This is a genomic window from Paenibacillus sp. UMB7766-LJ446, assembly GCF_030226665.1.
GTDB classification, from domain to species: domain Bacteria; phylum Bacillota; class Bacilli; order Paenibacillales; family Paenibacillaceae; genus Paenibacillus; species Paenibacillus vandeheii.
On sequence record NZ_JASOYM010000012.1, the window covers coordinates 79,674 to 102,491 of the forward strand.

General features: G+C 47.9%; 25 protein-coding genes. 5 read left to right on the top strand and 20 right to left on the bottom strand.

Going from position 1 to position 22,818, the window contains the following annotated elements; translation table 11 throughout:
- The first annotated feature begins 57 nt into the window (after positions 1 to 57).
- From QP794_RS24990 to QP794_RS25000, 3 genes are read left to right on the top strand one after another with little or no spacing between them, the layout of a single operon-like run.
- Positions 58 to 744, top strand: a complete 687-nt coding sequence (locus tag QP794_RS24990) for a TetR/AcrR family transcriptional regulator (protein ID WP_285079450.1) — start codon at positions 58 to 60, stop codon at positions 742 to 744.
- A 5-nt stretch (positions 745 to 749) separates the two neighbouring features.
- A complete protein-coding gene (locus tag QP794_RS24995) occupies positions 750 to 1,544 on the top strand; it encodes a DUF4097 family beta strand repeat-containing protein (RefSeq protein WP_285079451.1) in 795 nt (264 codons plus the stop codon).
- A 13-nt stretch (positions 1,545 to 1,557) separates the two neighbouring features.
- Positions 1,558 to 1,734, top strand: a complete 177-nt coding sequence (locus QP794_RS25000; RefSeq protein WP_285079452.1) for a hypothetical protein — start codon at positions 1,558 to 1,560, stop codon at positions 1,732 to 1,734.
- Positions 1,735 to 1,778: 44 nt separating this feature from the next.
- On the opposite strand, the gene QP794_RS25005 is transcribed toward QP794_RS25000, so the two are convergent.
- From QP794_RS25005 to argS, 5 genes are all read right to left on the bottom strand, one after another.
- Positions 1,779 to 2,426 carry a YdcF family protein gene (locus QP794_RS25005; protein ID WP_285079614.1) on the bottom strand — a complete coding sequence of 216 codons (648 nt, stop codon included), beginning with the start codon at positions 2,424 to 2,426 and terminating at the stop codon, positions 1,779 to 1,781.
- Positions 2,426 to 2,977, bottom strand: coding sequence for a hypothetical protein (locus QP794_RS25010; RefSeq protein ID WP_285079454.1), 552 nt, complete (start codon positions 2,975 to 2,977; stop codon positions 2,426 to 2,428). Before QP794_RS25010 ends, QP794_RS25005 begins: the two co-directional genes overlap by 1 nt.
- Before the next feature lie 102 nt (positions 2,978 to 3,079).
- Positions 3,080 to 3,790 (bottom strand): hypothetical protein, encoded by a 711-nt coding sequence (locus tag QP794_RS25015; protein ID WP_285079455.1) that lies wholly within the window; start codon positions 3,788 to 3,790, stop codon positions 3,080 to 3,082.
- Entirely contained in the window at positions 3,787 to 4,830 is a 1,044-nt protein-coding gene (locus tag QP794_RS25020; protein WP_285079456.1) for an ATP-binding cassette domain-containing protein, read from the bottom strand. Before QP794_RS25020 ends, QP794_RS25015 begins: the two co-directional genes overlap by 4 nt.
- 5 nt (positions 4,831 to 4,835) lie before the next feature.
- Complete coding sequence (gene argS / locus QP794_RS25025) at positions 4,836 to 6,566, bottom strand: arginine--tRNA ligase (protein ID WP_285079457.1); 1,731 nt, start codon at positions 6,564 to 6,566, stop codon at positions 4,836 to 4,838.
- Positions 6,567 to 6,696: 130 nt separating this feature from the next.
- Here argS and QP794_RS25030 point away from each other — a divergent pair, with 130 nt between their 5' ends.
- The gene (locus QP794_RS25030; RefSeq protein WP_285079458.1) at positions 6,697 to 7,017 is read left to right on the top strand and encodes a hypothetical protein; all 321 of its coding nucleotides are present in this window, start codon (positions 6,697 to 6,699) and stop codon (positions 7,015 to 7,017) included.
- A gap of 181 nt (positions 7,018 to 7,198) precedes the next feature.
- Here QP794_RS25030 and QP794_RS25035 read toward each other — a convergent pair whose 3' ends face one another.
- Both QP794_RS25035 and QP794_RS25040 read right to left on the bottom strand, forming a co-directional pair.
- On the bottom strand, positions 7,199 to 7,534 hold the full coding sequence (locus QP794_RS25035; RefSeq protein WP_024630302.1) for a four-helix bundle copper-binding protein: 336 nt from the start codon (positions 7,532 to 7,534) through the stop codon (positions 7,199 to 7,201).
- A gap of 67 nt (positions 7,535 to 7,601) precedes the next feature.
- Positions 7,602 to 8,735 (bottom strand): CobW family GTP-binding protein, encoded by a 1,134-nt coding sequence (locus QP794_RS25040; RefSeq protein WP_285079615.1) that lies wholly within the window; start codon positions 8,733 to 8,735, stop codon positions 7,602 to 7,604.
- A gap of 172 nt (positions 8,736 to 8,907) precedes the next feature.
- Here QP794_RS25040 and QP794_RS25045 point away from each other — a divergent pair, with 172 nt between their 5' ends.
- On the top strand, positions 8,908 to 9,426 hold the full coding sequence (locus QP794_RS25045; protein WP_079346873.1) for a MogA/MoaB family molybdenum cofactor biosynthesis protein: 519 nt from the start codon (positions 8,908 to 8,910) through the stop codon (positions 9,424 to 9,426).
- Positions 9,427 to 9,467: 41 nt separating this feature from the next.
- On the opposite strand, the gene QP794_RS25050 is transcribed toward QP794_RS25045, so the two are convergent.
- The 13 genes from QP794_RS25050 to rny all read right to left on the bottom strand — a co-directional run bounded on the left by QP794_RS25050 (position 9,468) and on the right by rny (position 22,768).
- The gene (locus QP794_RS25050) at positions 9,468 to 10,022 is read right to left on the bottom strand and encodes a hypothetical protein (RefSeq protein ID WP_285079459.1); all 555 of its coding nucleotides are present in this window, start codon (positions 10,020 to 10,022) and stop codon (positions 9,468 to 9,470) included.
- Positions 10,023 to 10,096: 74 nt separating this feature from the next.
- Positions 10,097 to 11,116, bottom strand: a complete 1,020-nt coding sequence (locus tag QP794_RS25055) for an acrylyl-CoA reductase family protein (RefSeq protein ID WP_285079460.1) — start codon at positions 11,114 to 11,116, stop codon at positions 10,097 to 10,099.
- Between the two features lie 481 nt (positions 11,117 to 11,597).
- The gene (locus QP794_RS25060) at positions 11,598 to 13,052 is read right to left on the bottom strand and encodes a nicotinate phosphoribosyltransferase (RefSeq protein WP_285079461.1); all 1,455 of its coding nucleotides are present in this window, start codon (positions 13,050 to 13,052) and stop codon (positions 11,598 to 11,600) included.
- A 201-nt stretch (positions 13,053 to 13,253) separates the two neighbouring features.
- Complete coding sequence (locus QP794_RS25065; RefSeq protein WP_285079462.1) at positions 13,254 to 13,823, bottom strand: cysteine hydrolase family protein; 570 nt, start codon at positions 13,821 to 13,823, stop codon at positions 13,254 to 13,256.
- Positions 13,824 to 13,886: 63 nt separating this feature from the next.
- A complete protein-coding gene (locus QP794_RS25070) occupies positions 13,887 to 14,690 on the bottom strand; it encodes an NUDIX hydrolase (RefSeq protein WP_062326181.1) in 804 nt (267 codons plus the stop codon).
- A gap of 58 nt (positions 14,691 to 14,748) precedes the next feature.
- Positions 14,749 to 15,174: a PaaI family thioesterase gene (locus QP794_RS25075; protein ID WP_285079463.1), complete on the bottom strand. Its 426-nt coding sequence runs from the start codon at positions 15,172 to 15,174 to the stop codon at positions 14,749 to 14,751.
- A 246-nt stretch (positions 15,175 to 15,420) separates the two neighbouring features.
- Complete coding sequence (locus QP794_RS25080) at positions 15,421 to 15,885, bottom strand: YlbF/YmcA family competence regulator (RefSeq protein WP_483311952.1); 465 nt, start codon at positions 15,883 to 15,885, stop codon at positions 15,421 to 15,423.
- Between the two features lie 253 nt (positions 15,886 to 16,138).
- Positions 16,139 to 17,695: a tRNA (N6-isopentenyl adenosine(37)-C2)-methylthiotransferase MiaB gene (miaB, locus tag QP794_RS25085; RefSeq protein ID WP_285079465.1), complete on the bottom strand. Its 1,557-nt coding sequence runs from the start codon at positions 17,693 to 17,695 to the stop codon at positions 16,139 to 16,141.
- Positions 17,696 to 18,002: 307 nt separating this feature from the next.
- Positions 18,003 to 18,575 (bottom strand): phosphate propanoyltransferase, encoded by a 573-nt coding sequence (gene pduL / locus QP794_RS25090; RefSeq protein ID WP_062326117.1) that lies wholly within the window; start codon positions 18,573 to 18,575, stop codon positions 18,003 to 18,005.
- 241 nt (positions 18,576 to 18,816) lie between these two features.
- Complete coding sequence (locus QP794_RS25095; protein WP_483311953.1) at positions 18,817 to 19,803, bottom strand: dipeptidase; 987 nt, start codon at positions 19,801 to 19,803, stop codon at positions 18,817 to 18,819.
- 90 nt (positions 19,804 to 19,893) lie between these two features.
- Complete coding sequence (locus QP794_RS25100) at positions 19,894 to 20,154, bottom strand: stage V sporulation protein S (protein ID WP_019005392.1); 261 nt, start codon at positions 20,152 to 20,154, stop codon at positions 19,894 to 19,896.
- A 117-nt stretch (positions 20,155 to 20,271) separates the two neighbouring features.
- Complete coding sequence (locus QP794_RS25105; protein ID WP_024630289.1) at positions 20,272 to 21,066, bottom strand: TIGR00282 family metallophosphoesterase; 795 nt, start codon at positions 21,064 to 21,066, stop codon at positions 20,272 to 20,274.
- 160 nt (positions 21,067 to 21,226) lie between these two features.
- A complete protein-coding gene (gene rny / locus QP794_RS25110; protein WP_285079470.1) occupies positions 21,227 to 22,768 on the bottom strand; it encodes a ribonuclease Y in 1,542 nt (513 codons plus the stop codon).
- Positions 22,769 to 22,818 lie beyond the last annotated feature (50 nt).

The following is a 22,818-nucleotide window of genomic DNA, read 5'->3' on the forward strand; positions in this document are numbered from 1 at the left end:
AAACATCTGCCTGTATTATACATACCAACGGTCGGTATCTAAATAAAGGAGGGTATTATGGCTAGAAATAAGCACCCTGAACAAACGGTACAGCAGATTCTGAACGTTGCTGCCCAGTTGTTCACAGATAAAGGATTTGAGAAGACAAGTATTCAGGACATCATTGTTGCCCTAGGCATGTCCAAGGGGGCTGTGTATCATCACTTTAAATCCAAAGAGGAAATATTGGACGCGGTCATGGAGCAACAATTCAACTATTCAGCTGAAATGCTGGATCGATTAGTTTCAAATACAACGGCCACCACAGCTCGAGAGAAGTTAATTCAGATTCTGGAGCATGTTGTCTCTGATCAGCAGGCCCATTCCCTGGATCACGTACTTCGAACCCAGATCAAAAATCCGGTATTTATTGTACGCGGTATCCAACAGGCCGTGCGAATAGATGCTCCGGTGATTGCAGCGATTTTGCATGAAGGCATTACAGATGGATCTATCCATACCGAAGATCCCGAAGCTTGTGCAGAAGTATTTATGATGCTAGTCAACATATGGATTAATCCCACACTGTTCGGCCGCAATTTCAGTGAAACGAAGCAGCGTCTCTATTTTTTACAGCGGTTGATGAATATGCTCGGTGCCGATATTGTGAGTGATTCGCTCATTGAGCGTATTCTAGACCAACATGCTGCAATCGGCGCTTACCCTAAGTTGGATGATCAAGACAATAGCAGAAACGAGGGATAACCATTTTGAAACTTAATGGACATATGATTTGCAAAGAATGGTTGTCTGAAGACCCCTTTCACGCCCTTTCTCTGGAATGGATGCAAGGCGAAGTGCATATTAGCCAAGGTACAGAAGCTGTTATCCGTGTTACTCAACGGGGCTCCGCTCGTTTCCCAAGGACCCGATGTTTTGAAACTAAAGTCAGCAATGGATTATTACATCTAATCGATGGACGAAAACAAGCTTTTCCCCTGGGTATAAACTTCCATCGCACATCGCTTCACATCGTACTGCCGCCTACAGTATTGCAAAGACTGTCGATCAACGGGGTGGGTTCCCGCTTTGTTGTGGATAACGTTTCTTCCGAACACTGGGATTGTCAATGTACATCCGGCAAGCTCACCTTATCAGGGCATGCCCAGCATATCCATCTGCAATCCGTGGGCGGTCGGGTTACAGCAACAGACCTGCATGCAAACCATATCCAACTCCAAGCCACCTCTTCACCTGTTCAGTTGTCCGGTCAATTCTCACATATTCAATCCAGAGTGACAGCCAGCCAGCTTAGCATAAACTCCTCAACGATGCTTCAATCTCTGGATAGTCGCTCCACAGGTTGTAACGTTGAAGTGCGCATCCCACCAGATAAAGATGGATTCAAGTTAGACTTCAAGCAGGCCGGGGGCCGATTTAACAGTGATTTTCCGCTTCACTCCAATCATAATCAACACACGTATCGTAACGGAATGTATCCATTTAAAGCTGAGGTCAGAGGTGGAAAGCTCACCATAGGCAGCTATTCATTACATTCCACATAGAGGAGGTAAATATATGAGCATCGGCTGGATCGTTGGCAGCAGCTTGGCTACCCTCGTATTACTTGTGGGGATCATCAGTTTGTTCATCAGCATACGCAAAAGCAAAAATCATCGACGTTGGCCCTGGTGGCTCATCGGTTTTGGAGTAGCCGCGTTGGTCAGTGCAGCGATCAATTATCCCGGTACATAGATACGATGGGCAACTTGCGCAAAAAAAGACAATCGCGCAGTCAGTCACTTTCCGTGCTGCTGCGGATTGTCTATCCATCCTTTAGCCATATACCCCATATATAATATCGTCTCTCTTGCCAGAAAAGGAAATTGGGTGCGCCAGGTCTGGTAAGCCGTCGTTCGTGTCGGGGATGGGACAGCATCCATGCCGAGTCCGCTAGCAAGCTTCATCGCCCGTTTCATATGTAACGGATCACTTACAATCGTGTAGGTGTGAAACCCCGCCTGTTCCCCGACACTAAACGAATTCACCAGATTTTCCTCCGTAATTTTCGATTCCGTCTCGATTTGAATATCTGCCAGATCTACACCATGTGCAACGGCGTAATCTCGTCCAACTTCGGCTTCAGAACGCTCTCCAGCCCGGCCAGAACCACCAGTAAAGAGCAGATGGCTGATCGTCCCCTGGCGATATAATAAAATGGCGTGCTCTATACGTTCGCGAAATACGGGTGAAGGGTTCTCCCCTTCTACGGCTGCACCGAGGATAATGGCTGCATCACTCTGTCTGGAGGATTCCTCATCAGTGTACGTCCAGATAAGCAACGCCGTAGTTATAGTCCATATGACTCCAATCAACACGAGCGATGCAATGGAGATTGCCAGCCAGTGTTTACTTTTTATTTTACGAATTCGGGACTTGCCTTCCATCACAATGATTCATCCTCTTCCAGCGCCCGGGCGTTCATACTCACTGCATGCATACGTTCGAGTGTGTGCAACGCTGCCGCGGATTCTGCATCCAATCCCAGCTCTGCAATCCAGGCACCTGTGTACTGCTGAAGACTAATCTCCAGCTTCTGCGCACGATCTTTGAAATCTTCCAGTTCCTTAATCATGCGCGATCTTCCTTCAGGACTGAATGTCTCATGAATCCGTTCCTTGAAATAGTGATGTACAATGCTGTTACGCTGCTTCCATAGTTCGTTCAACTGGCGAGTCTCTTCCTCAGAAAAGGTAAAATGATGGCGCACCTCATGAATGAGTTGCCCGAGTGAACTGCTCATCTTTCGTTCATACAGATCTTCCAGATCTTCTTCGGATACAACCTTGCCCTGAGACAATTTCATTAATAAAATCAGATTGACCAGTTGCTGTTCAAGCGCCTGTCCATAATATACAGCCAATCCGTAATAGGCAAACAATTCTCTGGAGTGTTCGCTGTCCAGCATGTCTGTATTTTGCATGTCTGTATTTTGCATAAGCGAGCGCCCCCTTTATCTCCGTACATTACTATGCATTCCAACGTCCCTCTATGGTAACGAAACACAGAGCAACATTCAAGTTAAGGGGAATAATAGCCTCTAACTCCGCAAATCCCTTTTTCCCGATAGCCATATATGAATGATGAGCAGAACTACGGCATAGAGTATAGCCCACATTGTCGTCAGAAGAACAGCCCCCAGCTTTGATTCTTCAAATAACATCATTTCACGAACCAGATAAAATGCCGGAGGCAAGACCTTGACAACCCATTGCATGGATTCAGGCAAACGTCCGCTTAATGAACCTTGGACTAACGATAATAACAGTACAACAATGAACGGCGGCATACTGCGGCTCAGCATGGGAATGTATGATTTTTGAAAGAAAACACTGAGGCCCAGACCCAGGAGCGACAACGCCAGATGCCCGGCCCAAGCCATGATCCACTCCCCAGCACTCGGCAGTCTTCCAAACATGCCCGTAACAACTGGATATAGCACGGTAATTGCTGTCAGGCCGAATTGCATGATTAACGCACAGATCAATTGTGCAAAGACAACCTTGCGTTTGTTTCCTGCATGGAGAACGAGCAATTGATACTGCCCTGCAGGTTCCGTATTCATTACCGTTAAGCCCAGCCAGGCCGCACCAAAAAAAAGCAGCATGGCCGTAACGCTGTAACTGTCCGCAACAGGATTAGGTTTGTAGGAATAGATGAGCAGCATTGTAATGATATAAAAGATCACCGGTGCAACATATTTCTGTGAACGTATGTAATGTTTTAACAAATAACGGGTCAAGTGGATCATTGGAGGTCACCTCTTACCTTAGACATGGAGGAAAGGATCTCTGCCTCTTCCCTGTTCATAGCCTCACCCGGATGACGCCCCTCCATCAATCCTTCCATATGTAATCGGCTTTCTTCCGGATTCACGGAAAGGATGGAACCGCCCAAAGCCAGAATCTTTCCAATGATCCGGTCTGCCGAACTGCGTGACACCCTCCAATCCCATACTTCGCCTTCATAATCCTGACGAACTACGCTGCGATGGCATGCAATGACTCCCGGTTGTTCAATAACCAGCGCATCAATAACGGATTGTTCCCATCCTTCCATCACACTCCGGATGCTCACAGCGGGCTCTCCAGCTTGCTGTAAATCTTCCTGATTCCAGCGACGCAGCACTGTTCCCTTGTGTAATACGATGACCTGATCCGCGAGACGTTCTATAAGTAAGGGTTCATGGCAAGCTGTAACGATTTGACTTCCTTCCTTTTTCCACTGTCCGAGCAAGGCTACGATCGCTTCCTGCGCAGGGACGTCCAGACCGGACAATGGTTCATCAAGCAGCAATAACCCATCAGGTCCAGGCAGAAGAGCCTGAATCAGATTCACCTTCTGCAAGGTACCTTTGGACAACTGTGGCAGGTTTTGATCCAGTGCCGTGCCCAAGAATAACAGCTCGCTCAGTTCACTTATCCGCTGACGCAGTATTTCAGGACGCATGCCACGTATTCGTCCCATTTCCCACAGGTACTCTCTTGAGGTGAAGGGCAAACGTGGCAGTCCATCGAGTGCATACATAACCCGTCCATGCATGGGCTTGTGCAGCGAACCGGCTTCAGGCAGTAATATGCCAGCCAGCACACGCAGCAACGTGCTTTTGCCTGAGCCATTTCTGCCCACCAGGACGATACACTCTCCCTTGCCTACTTCCAAATTGATATCATTCAGTACCTGCGCATCCCCAAGTCGTTTGCTCACACGTTGAAGTGATATATTTCGTCCTGTTGAGTCCGTTGCGGCTTTTCCTGCTTTATCGAAACTTCCAATTCCCATCCATCCCATAGGTGTCACATCCGTTCAGGAGCCTGGACCCCAAGTAAATACAGGCTGTAGGCCAGACGCTCCGCCGTACGCTCTGTTAGCGCCACCCGGAAGGGTTTCACGTCAGCCGGCGCGTCGGCAATCCGTTCTGCATGATAGAAGCGGTTGAAGGCTTGGGCAACATCGATCGCATATTTGGCAATGACCGAAGGCTCGTTGCGAAGAATTGCTTTTTCCAGATGCTGCGGATAATCCGCCAGCAGTTTCAGCAATGCCCAAGATGTGTCACCGACAATGACTGGCTTGTTCTCGGTGCTGGCTGCAGCATTTATGCTGTTAGCCTGTTGCGAATGATTTTCATTTTCCACGCGTTCTGCCTCTGCTGCCTTCGCAAGCACACTGTTAATCCGGGCATGAGTGTATTGCACATAAGGTCCTGTCTCCCCTTCAAAGCTCACCGCATCTTCGAGCGAGAAATCGACGTCGTTCAACCGGTTATTACGCAGATCACCGAATACAATTGCACCTACACCCACCGCTTCCGCAACCTCCTGCGGATTTGGCAGATTCGGATTTTTCTCCTGGATAATCTGTAATGCCCGGGCAACCGCCTCATCCAGTACCTCCTGCAAGAAAACGACTTTACCCCGGCGGGTAGACATCTTCCGTCCCTCGAAACGCATCAAGCCAAACGGAATATGTTCACAAATCTCAGACCACGCGTACCCCATCCGGGATAATACCGCAAATACCTGCCGGAAATGAAGCTTCTGCTCACCCCCGACCACGTACAACATTTTATCCGCCTTCATCACATCATGACGATAAACTGCTGTTGCCAAATCCCGCGTTGGGTAGATGGTGGTCCCATCCTTTTTGATAATCAGGCATGGCGGCATATTCTCCTCCTCCAAACGTACCACCAAAGCCCCTTCACTCTCTTCCAGCAACCCTTTGCCTTTCAGTTCTTCGACCACCGCACCCATCTTGTCATTATAAAAGCTTTCACCCAGCGTATGGTCAAACTGTACATTCAGACGCTCATACATCCGGTTGAATTCTTTCATGCTCACCTCTACAAAAAAGGCCCATAACCTCTGCGCCTCTTCATCTCCTTGCTCCAGCTTGCGGAACCAATCTCTTGCCTCCATCTCCAGAGATGGATCATTCTCGGCCTCATCGTGAAAACGCACATACAGTTCCAATGATGTCCGAATCGGCTCAGCCTGTAGCTCTTCATCATTGCCCCAACGCTTGTAGGCTGCAATCTGTTTGCCGAACTGCGTTCCCCAATCGCCCAGATGGTTCACACTGACCGAAGTATAGCCTGCCTCGTTATATAACCGATACAATGCTGCCCCAATCACGGTGGAGCGCAGATGACCAATTCCGAATGGCTTGGCAATGTTGGGCGACGACATGTCGATTACGACACGTGCACCTGCACCCAGCTGCAGCTTGCCAAATGCTTCATGTCCCAGTTCTTGCAGCAGCTTCGGAGCCAGATCTTCCCGATTGAAACGTATGTTCACATAGGGTCCTGCTGGTGAAGCATCCAACCCAACTGTCTGCACTCCAGTTGCGATATCCGCCGCGATCACCGCGGGCGCTTTCTTCAGTGACTTTGCCAAAGTAAAACAGGGAAACGCAGCATCTCCCAGCTCTGCCTGTGGTGGAACCTCCAATAATCTCAACACCTCTTCTTGCTCCAGTCCCGTTAAGGGAGCAATATGTGCTGCTGCCTGTTTCATCAACATGTTGAACACTCCTATTCATTATCGTATTTGGCTGTAATATCGAGAACAAAAAAAGCCCTCGTCTCTATATCAGAGACGAGAGCTGATCTTCACAGTTCCCGCGGTACCACTCTAGGTGAGCAGGTCGTGAATGCACATTGATATACATTCCCAGCCTGCTCCGCTCGGTGCGATTAACGGCCGCCTGCCGGATTGCCCTCTAATCCATGCTCTGCACCCTCTCAAGAATGCAGGCATTGCTTCGGACAACCATCTCACGGGTGCGCTTCACTCAGGTCATGTCATACCGGCTTCCACCTGCCCCGGCTCGCTGTCATGCATGAATTCTGGCTACTCTCCCGATCACGGATATTTCTCGTTTCAATTCATTGCCATCATTATACAGATCACAATCTGCTTTGGCAACCTGTTACATGCATTTGCCAATGAAGGCCCTGCTGGCGATAGTTGATCTCACCATCGGATTGCGAAGATTCTTTCTTATCCTGCTGTATTCGTAAAAAATCCCCTCCAGCAGGCAACGTTGAAGTCCATCTGTCCGATGTCCTTATTTCGTTTCCTACTATGAGGGGATCAGCCTAATATCATGCAGATGACTCGGCTTTGTATGTTTAATTTAATTGAGTTTATATTTACGCTACTGCGGCCATCATACGGCAAGCCTCTGCACATTTGCGGCAAGCTTCCGCGCAAGCCTGACAGTGATCATGTTCATGTTTGCCACACTCAGCAGCACAAGCTTCACATGCTTTCACACACAGATCGCAAATTTCGGAGATAAAATCACTTCCGCGTGTCATGGCTTGAGCAGCAAAGCTGCAGATTTCTGCACATTCCCGATCCAAACGAATGCAATCACGCAACATTGCCAGATCATATTCCTTCAGACTCGATATGTAACATACGTTGCAAGCATTCATACACTCCAGGCAAGCATCGATACATTGCTGATATTGTTGTTGTGTCATTTAAAGTTACCTCCCAGACTAAGTTTGCTATGCTTCTTAATACCCCGTCTGGAGGAACCTTGAATCATTAAGACTCATTTATCGCTTCTAATTCCAGCAATTGGTTGCGGATGACCGTTTGATCAAAGTGCTCACCTATAAACACAGCTACGTTCGGCACATCACCTTGAGGCGTGATCTTCATATAATCCGATTCCCGATAAGCATATTGGAACCAGAACCGACTGGATGTATCACTAAAAGATAAAATCCCTTTTGCCCGGTACACATCCCGTGGTAACTCAGCAATCAAACGCTCAAAAGCTTCACTGTTCACCGGCTGGGTGAAATAGTGGGTGTACACCATGACATGCTCATGCGAAGCATGGGGATGGACATGACTATGGTCGTGATCATGAGGATGACCTTGGACATTCACGACGGAATGTTGATGTGCTTCCTGATCCATATGCTTATGATGTTCATGTTCATGTTCATGGCTGCAGCCATGCTCTGCACAAGCTTCGGAATGAACGTGCTGTTCCTTTTTCGCGTCTTTACTCGTTTCATCGACAGATTGATAGGCATGTACGTTATCTCCACTACGAAGCAGTACATCCATATCGACTTCACACCTCACCGTAGGGATGACGGGAGCAAAACCATTCCAGCGTGTTAACAGGTCCCTCAGATCTGCCAGCTGCTGCTCATTCAGACGGTCCGTTTTGTTCAGAAGTAGTACCGAAGCACAGCGAATCTGCTCCTGCATCAGCTTGAAGGTTTGTCCCTTCTGCTCCTGGTACAGTCCTGACAGATGCGCAGCATCCACCACGGTAATCAGGCTTTTCAGCTCCAGTCGCATATAGAGTGAAGTTTCCGTTACTGCATCCAATATCTCCATCGGGTTCGCCGCTCCCGTTGCTTCGATGATAATGACATCTGGCGATTCCTCCTGCACGAGATCGGCAAGTTGCAGCCCCAAATCACCGCGCACGGTACAGCAGATGCATCCTCCCAACATTTCTGTCATCGGAACGCTAGAATCCACCATCTGACCATCCAGGTTGACTTCACCCAATTCATTCATGACCACTGCGGGTCGGAGACCCTGTTGTTGCCAATGTTCGATCAATTGAACAAGCAGTGTCGTTTTGCCACTTCCCAAAAATCCTGACAATATATATACAGGTATGGATGATTCATTTACTTTTAATTCACTCATCATAGTTCACCTCTCTGTTTGTCCAATGAAACTGGTCTATCTCTATCCTAGCGAGTGTACACTATCCTGCAATCTTTGCGCAATCCTGACCTTCTCTTCTCTATACGTCCATTGCCTCAATCTACTGAATGGTCTATGCTATGAGAACATGTTGATTGGAGGAGGATGTGTTATGACCAATTCAGTGGAACAACATCGTCAGGAAGCCCCTGACACGGTATCTTGCATGATTGTAACCGTATCGGATACCCGAACCAAGGACACGGATACAAGCGGACAGCTTATGCATAAGCTGCTGACTGAATCAGGCTATCAGATCGTCGATTATATCATTACACCGGATGAGACCGAAACCATTCGAAGCATCCTGCAAGATGCAGCGGTTCGAGACGATATCGAAGCCGTGCTGCTCAGCGGTGGAACCGGAATAGCCCCCCGTGATACGACTTACGAGGCGGTATCCTCACTACTCGATAAGGAGCTGCCGGGCTTTGGAGAAATCTTTCGCTTCCTCAGTTATACCGAGGATATCGGTTCTGCTGCCATTCTTAGCCGGGCGGTTGCCGGAACGATTGGGCGCACAGCCGTATTCTCTATGCCAGGCTCCAAGGGAGCGGTTAAACTGGCAATGGAAAAGCTCATTTTGCCGGAACTTAGGCATGTCATGCGTGAAATATATAAACCCGTCTGAAGGATCAGACGGGTTTTTCGGGTTTATTTTAGGCGAGTCCATTACTTCAGCTGCTCAAGCACATGCTGGAATACCTGCATGACGTCCTCTTCATAATCATCCTTTTCTCCACCTGAAGCCGTATAGACCAATGAAACGTAATTTTTGCTGCGAATCGTTGTTTTGCCAAGAACATTTTCCATTACAGCCTCATCGCTATCATTACCATACATTTCATTCATCCGGGCAATTCGTGTACCGACATCACTGAAAATGTGGACCTTTACAATATGCCTGCCACTTCCATTCAACAGATACACATAAGAGATTCCGCCCTCACCGTCGTCTGCGGACATGTTATTCATCAATTTGATGCCTTTTGCAGCAAAAGCGTCATCCAGCTCCTGAATCAATCGACCGTTTAACCCGTGGCCCTGGCTCTTTGCCCGTACAATGCCTTCATCCGTCGCTTGTCGGGTATATATTTTCCGCTCCTGCTCAACTGATGATGCCGAACAAGCCACTATGGATAATACACATATCACCATAATTGTACTGAACAGGGCAGACTTCACACGTCCAGAGTTAGAGTGCAATCCTTTTCCGCTATCACGCATACTCATCCTTCCTTTCCCGCCACATGCACCGTGACGCTCTCAGGTAGAGTTAGCATGTCTAGGGGAAAAGAATCTTATTCGGCAGGCACCTCAGACATCGTATTAACCACAGTACGACCTACGGCACCGCCCTTAAGGATCGTCTCCAGTGTCTGAGGCAGCTGTGCCCATGAGATTTCCTGAATCCCCAGCTCAAGTGCACGATCCGGCTTCCATTCTCCGCCAAGCAGCTTCCATATCCGCTCCCGTCGTTCCATCGGGCAATAGACTGAATCAATCCCAATCAATTGAACCCCCCGCAAAATAAACGGAAATACGGTGGACTCGAAGGCAGCTCCTCCGGTTAATCCTGATACGGCAACAGCCCCTCCATATTGAATCTGTTTCAGACGCTCAGCCAGTGCAGGGCCAGCTGCAGGATCAATTACTCCTGCCCAGAGCTGTTTGCCCATCGCACCCTTGGCTGGCGCATCCGCTTCTTCACGGGAAATGACATGAGTAGCACCCAAATTCCGAAGCAGCTGCTCCTGTTGATCCTTTTTGCCTGTACTTGCAGTCACTTCAAATCCCAGCTTCGCCAGAATAGCCACCGCCATACTGCCTACCCCTCCGGTAGCTCCTGTCACCAGAACATTGCCCATCTCCGGAGTCACTCCAGCCCGCAGCAAAGCATCTACCGAAAGTGCTGCCGTGAAGCCTGCCGTTCCAATCGCCATCGCTTCCTTCTCACTGAGTCCATGGGGTAGAGGAACGAGCCATTCGCTGCGCACACGCGCATATTGACTATACCCGCCAAAATGAGACACGCCCGGCTCGAAGCCTGTGCTGATCACCCGATCCCCAGGTGCAAACCGACCGCTAACGGATTCCTCCACAATTCCTGCAAGATCGATTCCCGGCACGATCGGATATTCACGAACCACACCACCCTTTTCTGTTGTGGCAAGTCCATCTTTAAAATTGACACTTGAGTATTGAACCTGTAAGGTTACGTCACCATTAGGCAAATCTTCTTTCGTCAGCTGCTCCATAGCTGCCTTCAGGCCACCCTGTTCTTCTTTACGTACGACATAAGCAGGAAACGTATTTTCCATTTGATATCCTCTCCTTGGTTATAATTTACATATATTTCTATTCACTTGGTGAATTGTTCGCCTTCAGCTCAAATAAACATAATTCGGAAATCCGTCAGACTCAAGCTCTTCAAGCGAAAATCGCGGATAAATCCCAAGCCACGAAAATACGGTCAGCAGCCAAGGTTACTTGCATCTCCTCTTTCTTTCATCCCCGACCGATACACAGTTGAAACAGCAGTCACAGAAATGGATTATGTCGAAAGGCAAGCTCGGAATGATGCGGGATTTGGCGTCTCCTGCGCTTTCCCGAGAAATAATTGCTTCATTTCCTAGTGAGCCTGCGCCCGTTGGAAGGTACAGTATACCTCAGTTCAGGTGCAGTCTGTCCATGATGTTTGACACACCGTCCCTCGTCCTGTTGGACACACAATGCTGAGAAAGTGGGAACCAAAAGGGCATAACCCGGTTTTCTTCCTTCCGGTTATGCCCCATACTTGATTTATTCTTCGGTGGATTGCACGTGTTCAGCAATGAGCTTCTGCTTCATATTCCATGCCACAGGGCTGATATTTACACGGTAAATCTCAGGATTGAGTTTACGTAGATATTCAGGCCAGAAGAGATCCATCTGCTCCCGGTGATAACTACGAATCTCATCCAGGGTAGGCAGTTCATACACTTTGCGCCCATTCACAAAGATCGGTTCCAGCATATTCACTGCTTCGTAGCGGGTTACCGTCTTTTTCAAATAAGGGTGTAGCGGGTTGAACAGCTTGAGCGGCCCGCCCTGCAGCGGCTGTTCTTCTCCTGGATAGCAGATATAATCTGCAATCGCTTTGCCATGTTTCGGATCAATGATCCGGAAGACTTCTTTTTTACCTGGTGTGGAGACTTTTTCGGGATTGGCCGAGATTTTGATTGTAGGCAGCATGACACCGTCCACTTCACGCTCCACCAATTTGTACACACCACCCAAAGAAGGCTGGTCGGAAGCGGTAATTAGCTGTGTACCCACTCCCCATGTATCGATGCGAGCTCCTTGAGCTTTAAGGTTGAAAATTGTATTTTCATCCAGGTCGTTGGAAGCTACAATCTTGACGTAATCCAGTCCAGCGTCGTCCAGCATCTGCCGGGCTTGAATGGATAGATACGCAAGGTCACCGCTATCCAGACGAATCGCGTTCATCTTTTTGCCTTGGCTCTCCAGCTTCTTGGCTGTGTTGATGGCATGGGGAACACCACTGTTCAATGTATCGAAGGTATCCACCAGCAGTGTCACTTGATCTGGCAGCACTTTGGCATAGACGTCAAACGCCTCCTGCTCACTCATAAAACTTTGCACCCATGAATGGGCATGTGTTCCTGCTGTCGGAATTCCGAAGCGCTCTCCAGCCAGCATATTGGACGTAGCATGGAATCCGGCCACATACGAGGCACGCGCGCCCCAAATGGCCGCATCGGCTTCCTGTGCACGTCGTGTTCCGAATTCGAGCAACGTGTCCTGATTCGCCACCTGCTTGATCCGGGAAGCCTTCGTTGCAATTAACGTCTGATAATTCATGAAGTTAAGTATCGCCGTCTCCACCAGTTGTGTCTCCATAATGGAGCCTTCTACCCGAATGAGCGGTTCATCAGGGAAAACGATCGCCCCTTCCTTCATGGAATGAATCGTCCCCTGAAATGAAAACTGGAGCAACTCTTCCAGAAAGACAGGATCGTAATTTTCCTCTTGTTTGGATAAATATTTGATGTCCTCCATTGTAAAACGAAGCTGGCTGATATAATTCACAATCCGTTCCAATCCGGCAAATACGGCATATCCGTTACCAAAAGGAAGCTTACGGAAATAGGCTTCAAACACCGCTTTCCGTTTGTGAGTTCCATTCACCCAGTGGGCGTACATCATATTGATTTGATATTTATCCGTATGTAAAGCCAGGCTAGTCGTCTGCATTTGTCTCATCCTCTCTGACTTCCGCTTGTGCCGCAGGCCCAGCCTGCAGACACGGGTCAACATGTGGAGATTCATTGCTCATGATTCATGATTTTGGTAAACGTACCATTGCATAAGTCTCCGGTTATTCCTATTCACCATATTCCCCAGCAACATAACAGTTGTTTTAACAGGATATGAGGGATAGGATCAAAGGTTCGTTTACAGGTTCAGGCCTGCGAGAACGGTATCGCTCGCTTTGATCACCTGAGCCCCAAGGCTGGAACGAAAATGCCCAAGCGCCCAATCATGTCCCGCTTGATTGAAGCTCGCTACGGCATCTTCATATACCGTTATGTGAAAACCTTTATTATAAGCATCCACTGCCGTGTGAAGTACGCAAATGTCCGTACATACACCGATCAGCGCAATGTCTGTTATTCCACGTTCACGCAGTCGCAGCTCCAGATCTGTACCGCAGAATGCGCTGTATCTTGTTTTATCCATCCATCGGATCTGAGCTTTCCGTTCTTCGATGACCTGAGCCAGACGACCATAAAGCTGTCTTCCCTCCGTACCTCTGATGTTATGGGGCGGAAAAAGGACCGTTTCCGGATGGTAAGGATCACTCTCTTCATGCAAGTCCACAGCCATAATAACCTCATGCTTATTATTGCAATAAGCCTCCGTTATTGCTGCGATCGTCTCTTCGATCTCCACAGCAGGCTGCCCTACAGGCAACGAACCTGTCACAAAATCACGTGTAAAATCGATTACAATCAGTGCTTTCATCGTCCACACTCCCTTTTTGAGAATAGGTTGATCTGATTCAATCCTTTATGATTCCCTTGCAAATTAAGTATAGATCGAAAGACGAGGTACAAGCTCCGTAAAGCGATATAACTGGGCCGGACGCTGTGAGTACTGATTGGAGCTTAACAGGTTGCCCTCCTCATCCCGAACCTCCTCCACAATGCCTTTACGACTACGAGTTGAAGTGATCTTACGAATGAAGTTTGGCTCTTCAAAATCAGGTACAACACTCTGAATCACTTGGTATAGCTCGCTTAGTGTAAAGTCACGAGGCAGGAACTGTCGTGCAATCGTCGTTTCCAGCATTTGCTGCTGAATACGTCGGTACGCATCTTCTATAATTGTTCGGTGATCGAAGGCAAGCTCAAGCTCTTGCAAGGCTTCCTGAATTGTAAACAATCCAACATCCTCGGCATCATCCGCAGCCTGACGGTGTTCCAGCATCCATTCCTCTACCAGCGCAAAAAACGCATGTGAGATAATCCATCCTCTGGGGTCACGCCCAGGCTGACTATATACATTCAAATACTCCAGATGTCCGCCATCCACACCTGTCTCTTCCATTAACTCGCGCTTTGCAGCCCCATAGATGGATTCATTTTCCTGACAAAATCCACCTGGCAATGCCCATCTTCCGGCAAAAGGCCAACCTTTGCGTTTGATCAGCATCACCTTCAACTCCCGAATGGGAAGTGTCTTGGTTACCGTCTTGCGCTCCCGCTTGGTCAAGGTGAACATGACAATATCTGCGGGAACACCATCGGGGGTACGATATTTCTTGGAACTATAGGCACGTGCTGCCTGTTCATCGCTTTCAGCATTGAATTGTTCGTAGTTTTCGCTCATGGGCACCACCGACTATTCTCATTTTGATATTTTCATTATGACATAATAATATCTTTTGTCAACCTTGAGATTCCGTGCTTGGCGTTTTTGCCCGCACTACGCGGAATGTTGCGGTTGCCATGCATCCCAATGTACCCGATGCATCACGTACCTCGGATTGTGCCGTTACACTGCGGCCAGCCTGATGCAGTATTGTGGACGTCACGATTAATTCGCCTTGTCTCATAGGTGCCAAAAAATGTACATTCAGATTGGTCGTCACACAACTGTCTACCCCCATTGCGGCTGTAGCTACCATGCCCATTGCCTGATCCATCAGGGATGTCAACACACCCCCATGAATAATCCCCATGGAGTTGGTGTGGTGTTCGCCCGCTGTCAGTGCGATCTGTACTTCCTTCCCGTCGCCTTTAATAAAACGACAACCCAGAAAGCCCCAAAATCTTCCGCTTCCTTCTTCAACCATTTTGTCCAAAATACCCATTATTGATTTCCCCTTTAGTGCACTTTAAGTATAAAGCCCATGATGTATGTTGTTATGATGATTCCCAGCATTGGTTCTCTTCGTAGTTGATCTAAAGTGCTTCGTCATTATATTAAGCCTGCTCTTACGGAACAGGTCTTATCCAGTGAAGTTGTCTTGAACAGCCCACCACACAAAATAACCCCACAACGTGGAGCATGATATGATCAAAAAAGGTACGGACTGCGTCCGCACCCTTCACTTCATTTACCCGCAGCTGGTCGGAGGTGAATCCGTTCCTGCCTCCACGTTCACTTTCTCGGAGACGGTATCCCGAATTACAGAAATAACAAGCTGAAGCAAATAATTGATATCGCTTTGACTTTGCTGGAACTCTGTAACCAGTGGAATGCTGTCCAGCTCTTCCTGCAGATCCTCAATTTCCTGTTCAATTTTGCTGACCATGTCTGCATTTTTGAAGCTTTCAAAAGCAACGATTTCTTTTTGTTTCTTCTTGATCGTTCCAATTAATTGCTGGATGCGTTCATGATCACGAATTTTGGACTCTGCCTGTTGGAACTGTTTCACTTCCTCGCTCGTTCCAAGCATATCAGCCAATTCTTTGGCTTTTCCCATAATGTCGTCGCGTATGACCAGATTGCGCGTATCGTAGGTAGGCATTCCATACTGGTTGTACTGCACTTCTTCCTGCGCCACTCGAAATCGCTCCATTCTATGAGATGATATAAGATGAATACTCGATGTTGCACTAAGCTTAGTTAACTGCTTGAGTGACCGCTGCGGTTACGGATCGTTCTTTCAATCGCTGTTGTCTCCAAATTTTTCTGATTGTAATGGTCTGTGGTTAAAATTTGGAGACAAAGGCGAACGCTTCGCTTCTGCAGAATCGATTCCGTCCCCTTCGCTACGCTAGGCCGTAACCCGCTAAGTGCAAAAAGACATTCATCTTATTAGGGTTTGTGTATTACTGATTGGCGGCTACTGGCTCTGAGAGCAGGTTGCCTCGAATATAGAAAGTCATTGGATCGGTGATTTCCACATGTACAAAAGTACCGATCAACTCTTTAGGTCCTTCAAAATGCACCAGCTTGTTGCTGCGTGTACGCCCTGCCAGAACATTGGAATTCCGTTTGCTCTCACCCTCGACGAGCACTTCAACAACCTTGCCACGCTGCTTTTCATTGCTGCTGTGGCTGTATGCGTTAATCGTCTCGTTCAAGCGTTTCAAACGTTCCTTCTTCACGTCCATTGGCACGTTGTCCTCCATCACCGCAGCAGGTGTACCTTCACGCGGAGAGTAGATGAATGTATAGGCAAAGTCGTAACCGACTTCCTTGACCAGTGACAACGTATCTTCAAACTGTTCTTCCGTCTCTCCCGGGAAACCAACGATAATATCCGTGGTTAACACAACATCCGGAATCGCAGTTTTGATTTTGTTAGCAAGCTTCAGGTAGTGTTCCCGACTGTACTTGCGGCTCATACGTTTCAGCACTTCCGTGCTGCCAGACTGCACAGGCAGATGGATGTGTTCCACCAGGTTGCCGCCCTTCGCAAGCACCTCAATCAGATGATCATCGAAGTCACGTGGATGGCTGGTCGTAAACCGGACTCGTGGAATATCGATTTTGCGAATGTCATCCATCAGGTCACCGAAGCTGTACTTCAGATCCGTGAAGTCTTTGCCATAGGCATTGACGTTCTGACCGAGCAGTGTGATTTCCTTGAAGCCTTGTCTTGCCAGTTCACGAACTTCGGCAATAACATCTTCTGGACGTCGACTGCGCTCTTTACCCCGTGTGAACGGGACGATGCAATATGTACAGAACTTGTCGCAACCATACATAATGTTCACCCAGCCGCGCATGCCCTCACGTTTTTTCGGCAGGTTCTCGATGATATCGCCTTCCTTGGACCATACCTCAACAACCATTTCTTTACTAAACAGCGCTTCCTGAATTAGATGTGGCAGCCGATGTACATTGTGTGTACCAAAAATCATATCCACAAAGCCATGCTTCTGCATGATCCGGTTCACAACGCCTTCTTCCTGTGACATGCAACCACACACACCCAGCAACAAGCCTGGACGCTCGGTTTTCAGGGTTTTCAGGTGGCCCAACTCACCAAACACTTTATCTTCCGCATTTTCCCGAATCGCACAGGTGTTTAACAGAATGATATCTGCCTCTTTGCGATCCTCGGTAGCCTGATACCCCATCGATTCAAGCAATCCTTTGATGGTCTCTGAATCATGCTCGTTCATCTGGCATCCATACGTATATACGATATAGTGTTTGCCTTTCCCCACGTTTTTCAGTTCATCGGGTACGGCCGTTTCGTAAAGCACCTGGACGTCTTCCTTGCCCCGTTGTTTCTCCTGACGATGATTGGGTTCCGACTTGATGTTAATCTCCCGGCCCCGGATTCTTATCTTTTTGCTGAATTCATCTTGCGAAATTACTTTGGCATCGGAGAAATCAAAATATTGGGAGTAATCCTTTTTTGAGTCTTTAGCCATTTCCTTCGGTCACTCCTTACAGCCTCTATTAATAAAAAATCGTTATTTCATCTTGTTTCACGTGATTTGCACGCTTTATACATCAAAAGAGCATTACAGCAAATTATAACATGAATTGGGCTGTAGTTCCACATCCAAAGCCGCTGCCCCTTCGCCTATCCCGAAATCTGCGCAGGTCTGCTGAACAGCCCGAAAACACACAAAAACCTGAGCTATCCTCAGGCCGAATGTAGCGACGCTGTGGATATACTCAGGTTTATACGTTCATTCAAGCCCCATAGTCAGGGCTGAAGATTGTTCCATGTGATTAGTCGATGATTTCAGCAGTATCGCCGTTACGCGCGCCAGCTGCGTTAGCTTCATCCGTATCAATATGCATGTCCAGTGCAAAGGAATCCGATACACGAGCCAGTACATTTTCCAGTACCAGACCACGATCTCCACCCAGGCGAACTTTCAGCATTTGTTTGTCCTCGATACCCCATTTAGCAGCATCAGAAGTATGGAAGTGGATGTGACGAGCAGCAACGATAACCCCTTTATCAATGGTTACTTCGCCAGCAGGTCCTTTAATTGTGATACCTGGAGTACCTTCGATACTTCCGGATTCACGTACAGGTGCTTTAACACCAATAGCGAAAGAGTCTGTCATCGAGATTTCCAGTTGTGTTTCAGGACGAACAGGTCCAAGGATACGCACTTTATCAAACTGTCCTTTCGAACCAATAACCGCTACGGTTTCGTTAGCAGCATATTGTCCAGGTTGGGACAGAGGTTTAAACTCAGTCAATTCATAGCCTTTACCAAACAAAATTTCAACGTGCTCTTGAGATACATGAATGTGACGGGCAGATACGCCCACAGATACTGTTTTGCTCATTGTGAATTTCACTCCTTGTTTATCTATGGCCTGTAGACAGGCTCTTAACAATCCTATGGTATTATACCCCTTTTTGAAGTGAAATGAAAACGAACTGCTGAAAATTCATGAAATACACTTATTTTTCAATCATTATATCCTGAATTTAGTAATTTCACTGCTGTAACATAGACTTTTCTGCTTCCATTCCGTTTTCTTCAGAAGACTCTTCAGGAGACTCTTCAACATACCAACAGCTTCTTCATTTTGAATGTTCCATCTTCAAGTTTTTCTCCGGCAGGTTATCTCCTAAATAACGCATCGCATTGCCCCACATCCAACCGTGAACCAGTGATTCGTTGTAATGCTTGAGCAGCGTATTAATTAGCTTCGGATATTGCCCGGTATGTTCAAGCTCATGAATATACGTAGATATCCCGTCAAAATCAGACCCCATCATCAGATGATGCTCCCCACCCAGGGAACAAATCTGCTCAATATGTGGCAACAGATCTTCGATACGCACTTCGCCTTCCTGCTTCACAAACCAAGGCACAAACGTCAGTCCAATACGTCCTTCCCGGGCAATAATGGCCCGAATCTGATCATCCTTCAGATTGCGCACATGCGGGCATATGGCATAACTGTTGGAGTGAGAGGCGATAAAAGGACGCTTACTAAGGTCAGCAAGTTCCCAGAACCCTTTTTCGGTCAGATGAGATACATCCAGCAGCATGCCGATTTCGTTACACAGGTGAACCAGCTCCCTGCCCTTCTCCGTCAGCCCTGCCCCGCGCTTCTCCAATACACCATCAGCTGCCCAATTGGCATAGTTCCAGGTAAGCCCAACGATCCGCACACCCATCTGATAACATAACTCCAGATAAAAGAGGTTGCCTTCCAGCCCATCGACACCTTCCAGTGTAAGCAGTCCCCACGGTCTATTCGTCTGCCCTACCTGCGTAAGCTGTTCTCGCCATAACAATGTATGTGTGCCTTCCGTTCGGTCTTTAGACATCTCCACTCGTTTTCGATAGATGTCCAACTGGCCCATTACATGTTCAAACTTGCCTCTGCCAAGCACTTCGGGTAAATAGACGGCAAAAGCCTGTAAACCAATGTTACCTGCCCTCATACGTTCCAGATTCACATCCAGCTGTGGAGCATTTTCAAATGGAAAGCTAGGGTTCATCAGTATTTTGCTCAAAGCATCACAATGAAAATCGGCTACTCGCCAGTTGTGCATCATAATCTCTCCTTCTGCTCGGTTATGTTATGGAATTAAAACGCAAAAAAACCTGTCTACTTCGTAAACAGGTTCAATGCATAAGTGCATGTATTATCTGGGCTCCACAATCAGCTTAATGGCCGTTCGGTCCTCGCCGTCGATCACAATGTCTGTAAAAGCTGGAATACAAATCAAGTCAACCCCGCTTGGTGCTACAAATCCCCGGGCTATCGCTACCGCTTTAATGGCTTGGTTCAGTGCTCCCGCTCCAATTGCCTGCAGTTCAGCATTTCCACGTTCACGAAGAACACCTGCAAGAGCGCCGGCTACGGAATTGGGATTGGACTTTGCTGAAACTTTTAATACTTCCATGGTAAGTACCTCCCTGGGAATGTTGAATGTTTGTTTCCACTTACTAGATGTTATTCGCGGGAGGCAAAAAAATTCCTTCTTTTTAGACGGGTTTCCCTGCAAAATGAGACAATACCCCTATTCCATGCGCCACTCGTCTTCCATCAGACGAATTTTCTCAATGCGTGTTGCAGCACCTGTGGCTTCATCAATCTCCACAAAAACACCGTGGAAATGCCACTTGCCATCGTCAACAACGAAGCGTACCGGAAGCTGGGTGTAGAACTTGCGAAGCACTGCTTCACGCTCCATGCCCAATATGCCGTCACGCGGGCCTACCATGCCCGCATCGGTTAAATAAGCTGTTCCTCCTGGCAAAATACGATCATCATTGCTCTGCACATGTGTATGTGTACCTACGACCAGCGACGCACGTCCATCCAGATGCCAGCCCATGGCAATCTTCTCTGACGTTGCTTCAGCATGCATATCGACGAGAATGCATTTATGATCTTGACGTAGTTCATCCACAATTTCATCGGCAACGCGAAATGGACAATCCAGAGCAGGCAGGAACGTACGCCCTTGCAGATTGACAATCGCCAGCTCCTTGCCTTCGCCTTTGACTACCGTGTAACCGCGCCCCGGTGTTCCTGGAGGAAAGTTCGCAGGACGAATCATGCGAGGTTCATCATCTATAAAATCAAAAATGTCCTTATTGTCCCAGGTATGGTTACCAAGGGTGATGCCATGCACACCCCAGTTGAAAAATTCATTCGCAATTGCACCGGTAATGCCTCGGCCTGCCGCTGCATTTTCCCCATTTACAATGACTACATGTGGCTTATACTTCGTTTTGAGGTAGGGAAGGTTTTCCTTTAACGCCTTACGCCCCACATTCCCTACAATATCACCAATAAACAAAACTTTCATTTTACTGCCTCCTTAATCCCTACCAAGCGCAGCCTTCTTCAAAGCATCCAAACTTCGCAGGACCTCTATCTCTTGCTCATCAATTTTATTATGAAAATGCCTTTAACAGGCTATCAACAGGAAAAGTGGCCCACTACTGCGGCCACTTTTCCGTAATGCTCTATTTTGCGTATTCAACCGCACGGGTTTCCCGGATGACGGTGACCTTGATGTGACCCGGATAATCGAGTTCGTTCTCAATCATCTTCGTAATGTCACGCGCGAGGCGGAATGCTTCGGCATCGTCGATTTTCTCAGGCTGTACCATAACGCGAACTTCGCGTCCGGCCTGAATAGCGTACGATTTCTCGACACCTTCGAACGACTCCGAAATCTCTTCCAGCTTCTCCAGTCGCTTGATATACGTTTCCAGCGTTTCGCGGCGTGCGCCTGGTCTTGCTGCGGAGAGCGCATCTGCTGCGCCAACCAACATGGCAATAACCGAAGTCGCTTCGCAATCCCCGTGATGGGACGCGATACTGTTGATTACAACCGGATGTTCTTTGTATTTCTTCGCTAGTTCCACGCCAATTTCGACGTGTGATCCTTCCACTTCGTGATCCAGCGCTTTACCGATGTCATGCAATAGACCTGCACGTCTTGCCAGGGTTACGTCTTCTCCGAGTTCGCCAGCCATCAGTCCAGCCAGATAAGCTACTTCCATCGAATGTTTCAAGACGTTTTGACCATAGCTTGTACGGAACTTCAACCGGCCCAAAATTTTAATCAAGTCCGGATGCAGACCATGCACGCCCACTTCAAAGGTAGCTTGCTCACCGTATTCACGGATACGCTCATCCACTTCTTTGCGGGATTTCTCCACCATCTCTTCAATCCGTGCCGGGTGAATACGTCCATCAGCCACCAATTTTTCGAGGGCAGTACGGGCGATTTCACGGCGAATCGGGTCAAAGCCCGACAGAATAACTGCTTCTGGCGTATCATCGATAATGAGGTCAATCCCAGTAAGGGTTTCAAGCGCACGGATGTTACGTCCTTCACGACCGATAATCCGGCCTTTCATTTCTTCATTTGGCAAGGTAACAACGGATACCGTTGTCTCTGCCACGTGGTCAGCCGCACAGCGTTGGATGGCGAGTGTAATAATCTCGCGGGACTTTTTGTCCGCTTCTTCCTTCGCTTGCTGTTCAATGTCCTTGATCATTTGAGCCGTCTCATGACGAACTTCCTGTTCTACGTTGGACAGTATGATACTGCGTGCGTCTTCCATGGTGAGGTTGGATATGCGCTCCAGCTCCGTCACCTGGTTTTTGTAGATCATCTCGATCTGCTGCTGTGTCTCATCAATTCGTTTCTCTTTGTTAGCCACTTGCTCTTCTTTACGTTCGAGCGATTCCAATTTTTTATCCAGCGACTCTTCTTTTTGCAACAATCGTCTTTCTTGTCGTTGAATTTCGTTCCGACGTTCACGAGTGTCTTTTTCAGCTTCAGCGCGAATGCGATGAATTTCGTCCTTCGCTTCCAGCACCGTTTCTTTCTTCAGTGCTTCTGCCTCTTTCTTCGCGTTCTCCACGATTTGTACGGCAGCTTCTTCCGCACTGGAGATCTTAGCTTCTGCAAGAGATTTGCGAATAAAATATCCTACTCCGAACCCAATGAATAGCGCGGCAACAACGAGAACGATCATGATTGCAGTTGGCATACTGTTCACCTCCTCGTTGGTTCCTCCAAGGCATTCCTTGGGTCAATTTG

What these genes read in the sequence shown, in the direction of transcription:
- QP794_RS24990 (WP_285079450.1), top strand. Translation starts at nt 58, where the DNA reads ATGGCTAGAAATAAGCACCCTGAACAAACGGTACAGCAGATTCTGAAC.
- QP794_RS25000 (WP_285079452.1), top strand. Translation starts at nt 1,558, where the DNA reads ATGAGCATCGGCTGGATCGTTGGCAGCAGCTTGGCTACCCTCGTATTA.
- QP794_RS25005 (WP_285079614.1), bottom strand. Translation starts at nt 2,426, where the DNA reads ATGGAAGGCAAGTCCCGAATTCGTAAAATAAAAAGTAAACACTGGCTG.
- QP794_RS25010 (WP_285079454.1), bottom strand. Translation starts at nt 2,977, where the DNA reads ATGCAAAATACAGACATGCAAAATACAGACATGCTGGACAGCGAACAC.
- QP794_RS25015 (WP_285079455.1), bottom strand. Translation starts at nt 3,790, where the DNA reads ATGATCCACTTGACCCGTTATTTGTTAAAACATTACATACGTTCACAG.
- QP794_RS25020 (WP_285079456.1), bottom strand. Translation starts at nt 4,830, where the DNA reads ATGGGATGGATGGGAATTGGAAGTTTCGATAAAGCAGGAAAAGCCGCA.
- argS (WP_285079457.1), bottom strand. Translation starts at nt 6,566, where the DNA reads ATGTTGATGAAACAGGCAGCAGCACATATTGCTCCCTTAACGGGACTG.
- QP794_RS25030 (WP_285079458.1), top strand. Translation starts at nt 6,697, where the DNA reads ATGCACATTGATATACATTCCCAGCCTGCTCCGCTCGGTGCGATTAAC.
- QP794_RS25035 (WP_024630302.1), bottom strand. Translation starts at nt 7,534, where the DNA reads ATGACACAACAACAATATCAGCAATGTATCGATGCTTGCCTGGAGTGT.
- QP794_RS25040 (WP_285079615.1), bottom strand. Translation starts at nt 8,735, where the DNA reads ATGAGTGAATTAAAAGTAAATGAATCATCCATACCTGTATATATATTG.
- QP794_RS25045 (WP_079346873.1), top strand. Translation starts at nt 8,908, where the DNA reads ATGACCAATTCAGTGGAACAACATCGTCAGGAAGCCCCTGACACGGTA.
- QP794_RS25050 (WP_285079459.1), bottom strand. Translation starts at nt 10,022, where the DNA reads ATGCGTGATAGCGGAAAAGGATTGCACTCTAACTCTGGACGTGTGAAG.
- QP794_RS25055 (WP_285079460.1), bottom strand. Translation starts at nt 11,116, where the DNA reads ATGGAAAATACGTTTCCTGCTTATGTCGTACGTAAAGAAGAACAGGGT.
- QP794_RS25060 (WP_285079461.1), bottom strand. Translation starts at nt 13,052, where the DNA reads ATGCAGACGACTAGCCTGGCTTTACATACGGATAAATATCAAATCAAT.
- QP794_RS25065 (WP_285079462.1), bottom strand. Translation starts at nt 13,823, where the DNA reads ATGAAAGCACTGATTGTAATCGATTTTACACGTGATTTTGTGACAGGT.
- QP794_RS25070 (WP_062326181.1), bottom strand. Translation starts at nt 14,690, where the DNA reads ATGAGCGAAAACTACGAACAATTCAATGCTGAAAGCGATGAACAGGCA.
- QP794_RS25075 (WP_285079463.1), bottom strand. Translation starts at nt 15,174, where the DNA reads ATGGGTATTTTGGACAAAATGGTTGAAGAAGGAAGCGGAAGATTTTGG.
- QP794_RS25080 (WP_483311952.1), bottom strand. Translation starts at nt 15,885, where the DNA reads ATGGAGCGATTTCGAGTGGCGCAGGAAGAAGTGCAGTACAACCAGTAT.
- miaB (WP_285079465.1), bottom strand. Translation starts at nt 17,695, where the DNA reads ATGGCTAAAGACTCAAAAAAGGATTACTCCCAATATTTTGATTTCTCC.
- pduL (WP_062326117.1), bottom strand. Translation starts at nt 18,575, where the DNA reads ATGAGCAAAACAGTATCTGTGGGCGTATCTGCCCGTCACATTCATGTA.
- QP794_RS25095 (WP_483311953.1), bottom strand. Translation starts at nt 19,803, where the DNA reads ATGATGCACAACTGGCGAGTAGCCGATTTTCATTGTGATGCTTTGAGC.
- QP794_RS25100 (WP_019005392.1), bottom strand. Translation starts at nt 20,154, where the DNA reads ATGGAAGTATTAAAAGTTTCAGCAAAGTCCAATCCCAATTCCGTAGCC.
- QP794_RS25105 (WP_024630289.1), bottom strand. Translation starts at nt 21,066, where the DNA reads ATGAAAGTTTTGTTTATTGGTGATATTGTAGGGAATGTGGGGCGTAAG.
- rny (WP_285079470.1), bottom strand. Translation starts at nt 22,768, where the DNA reads ATGCCAACTGCAATCATGATCGTTCTCGTTGTTGCCGCGCTATTCATT.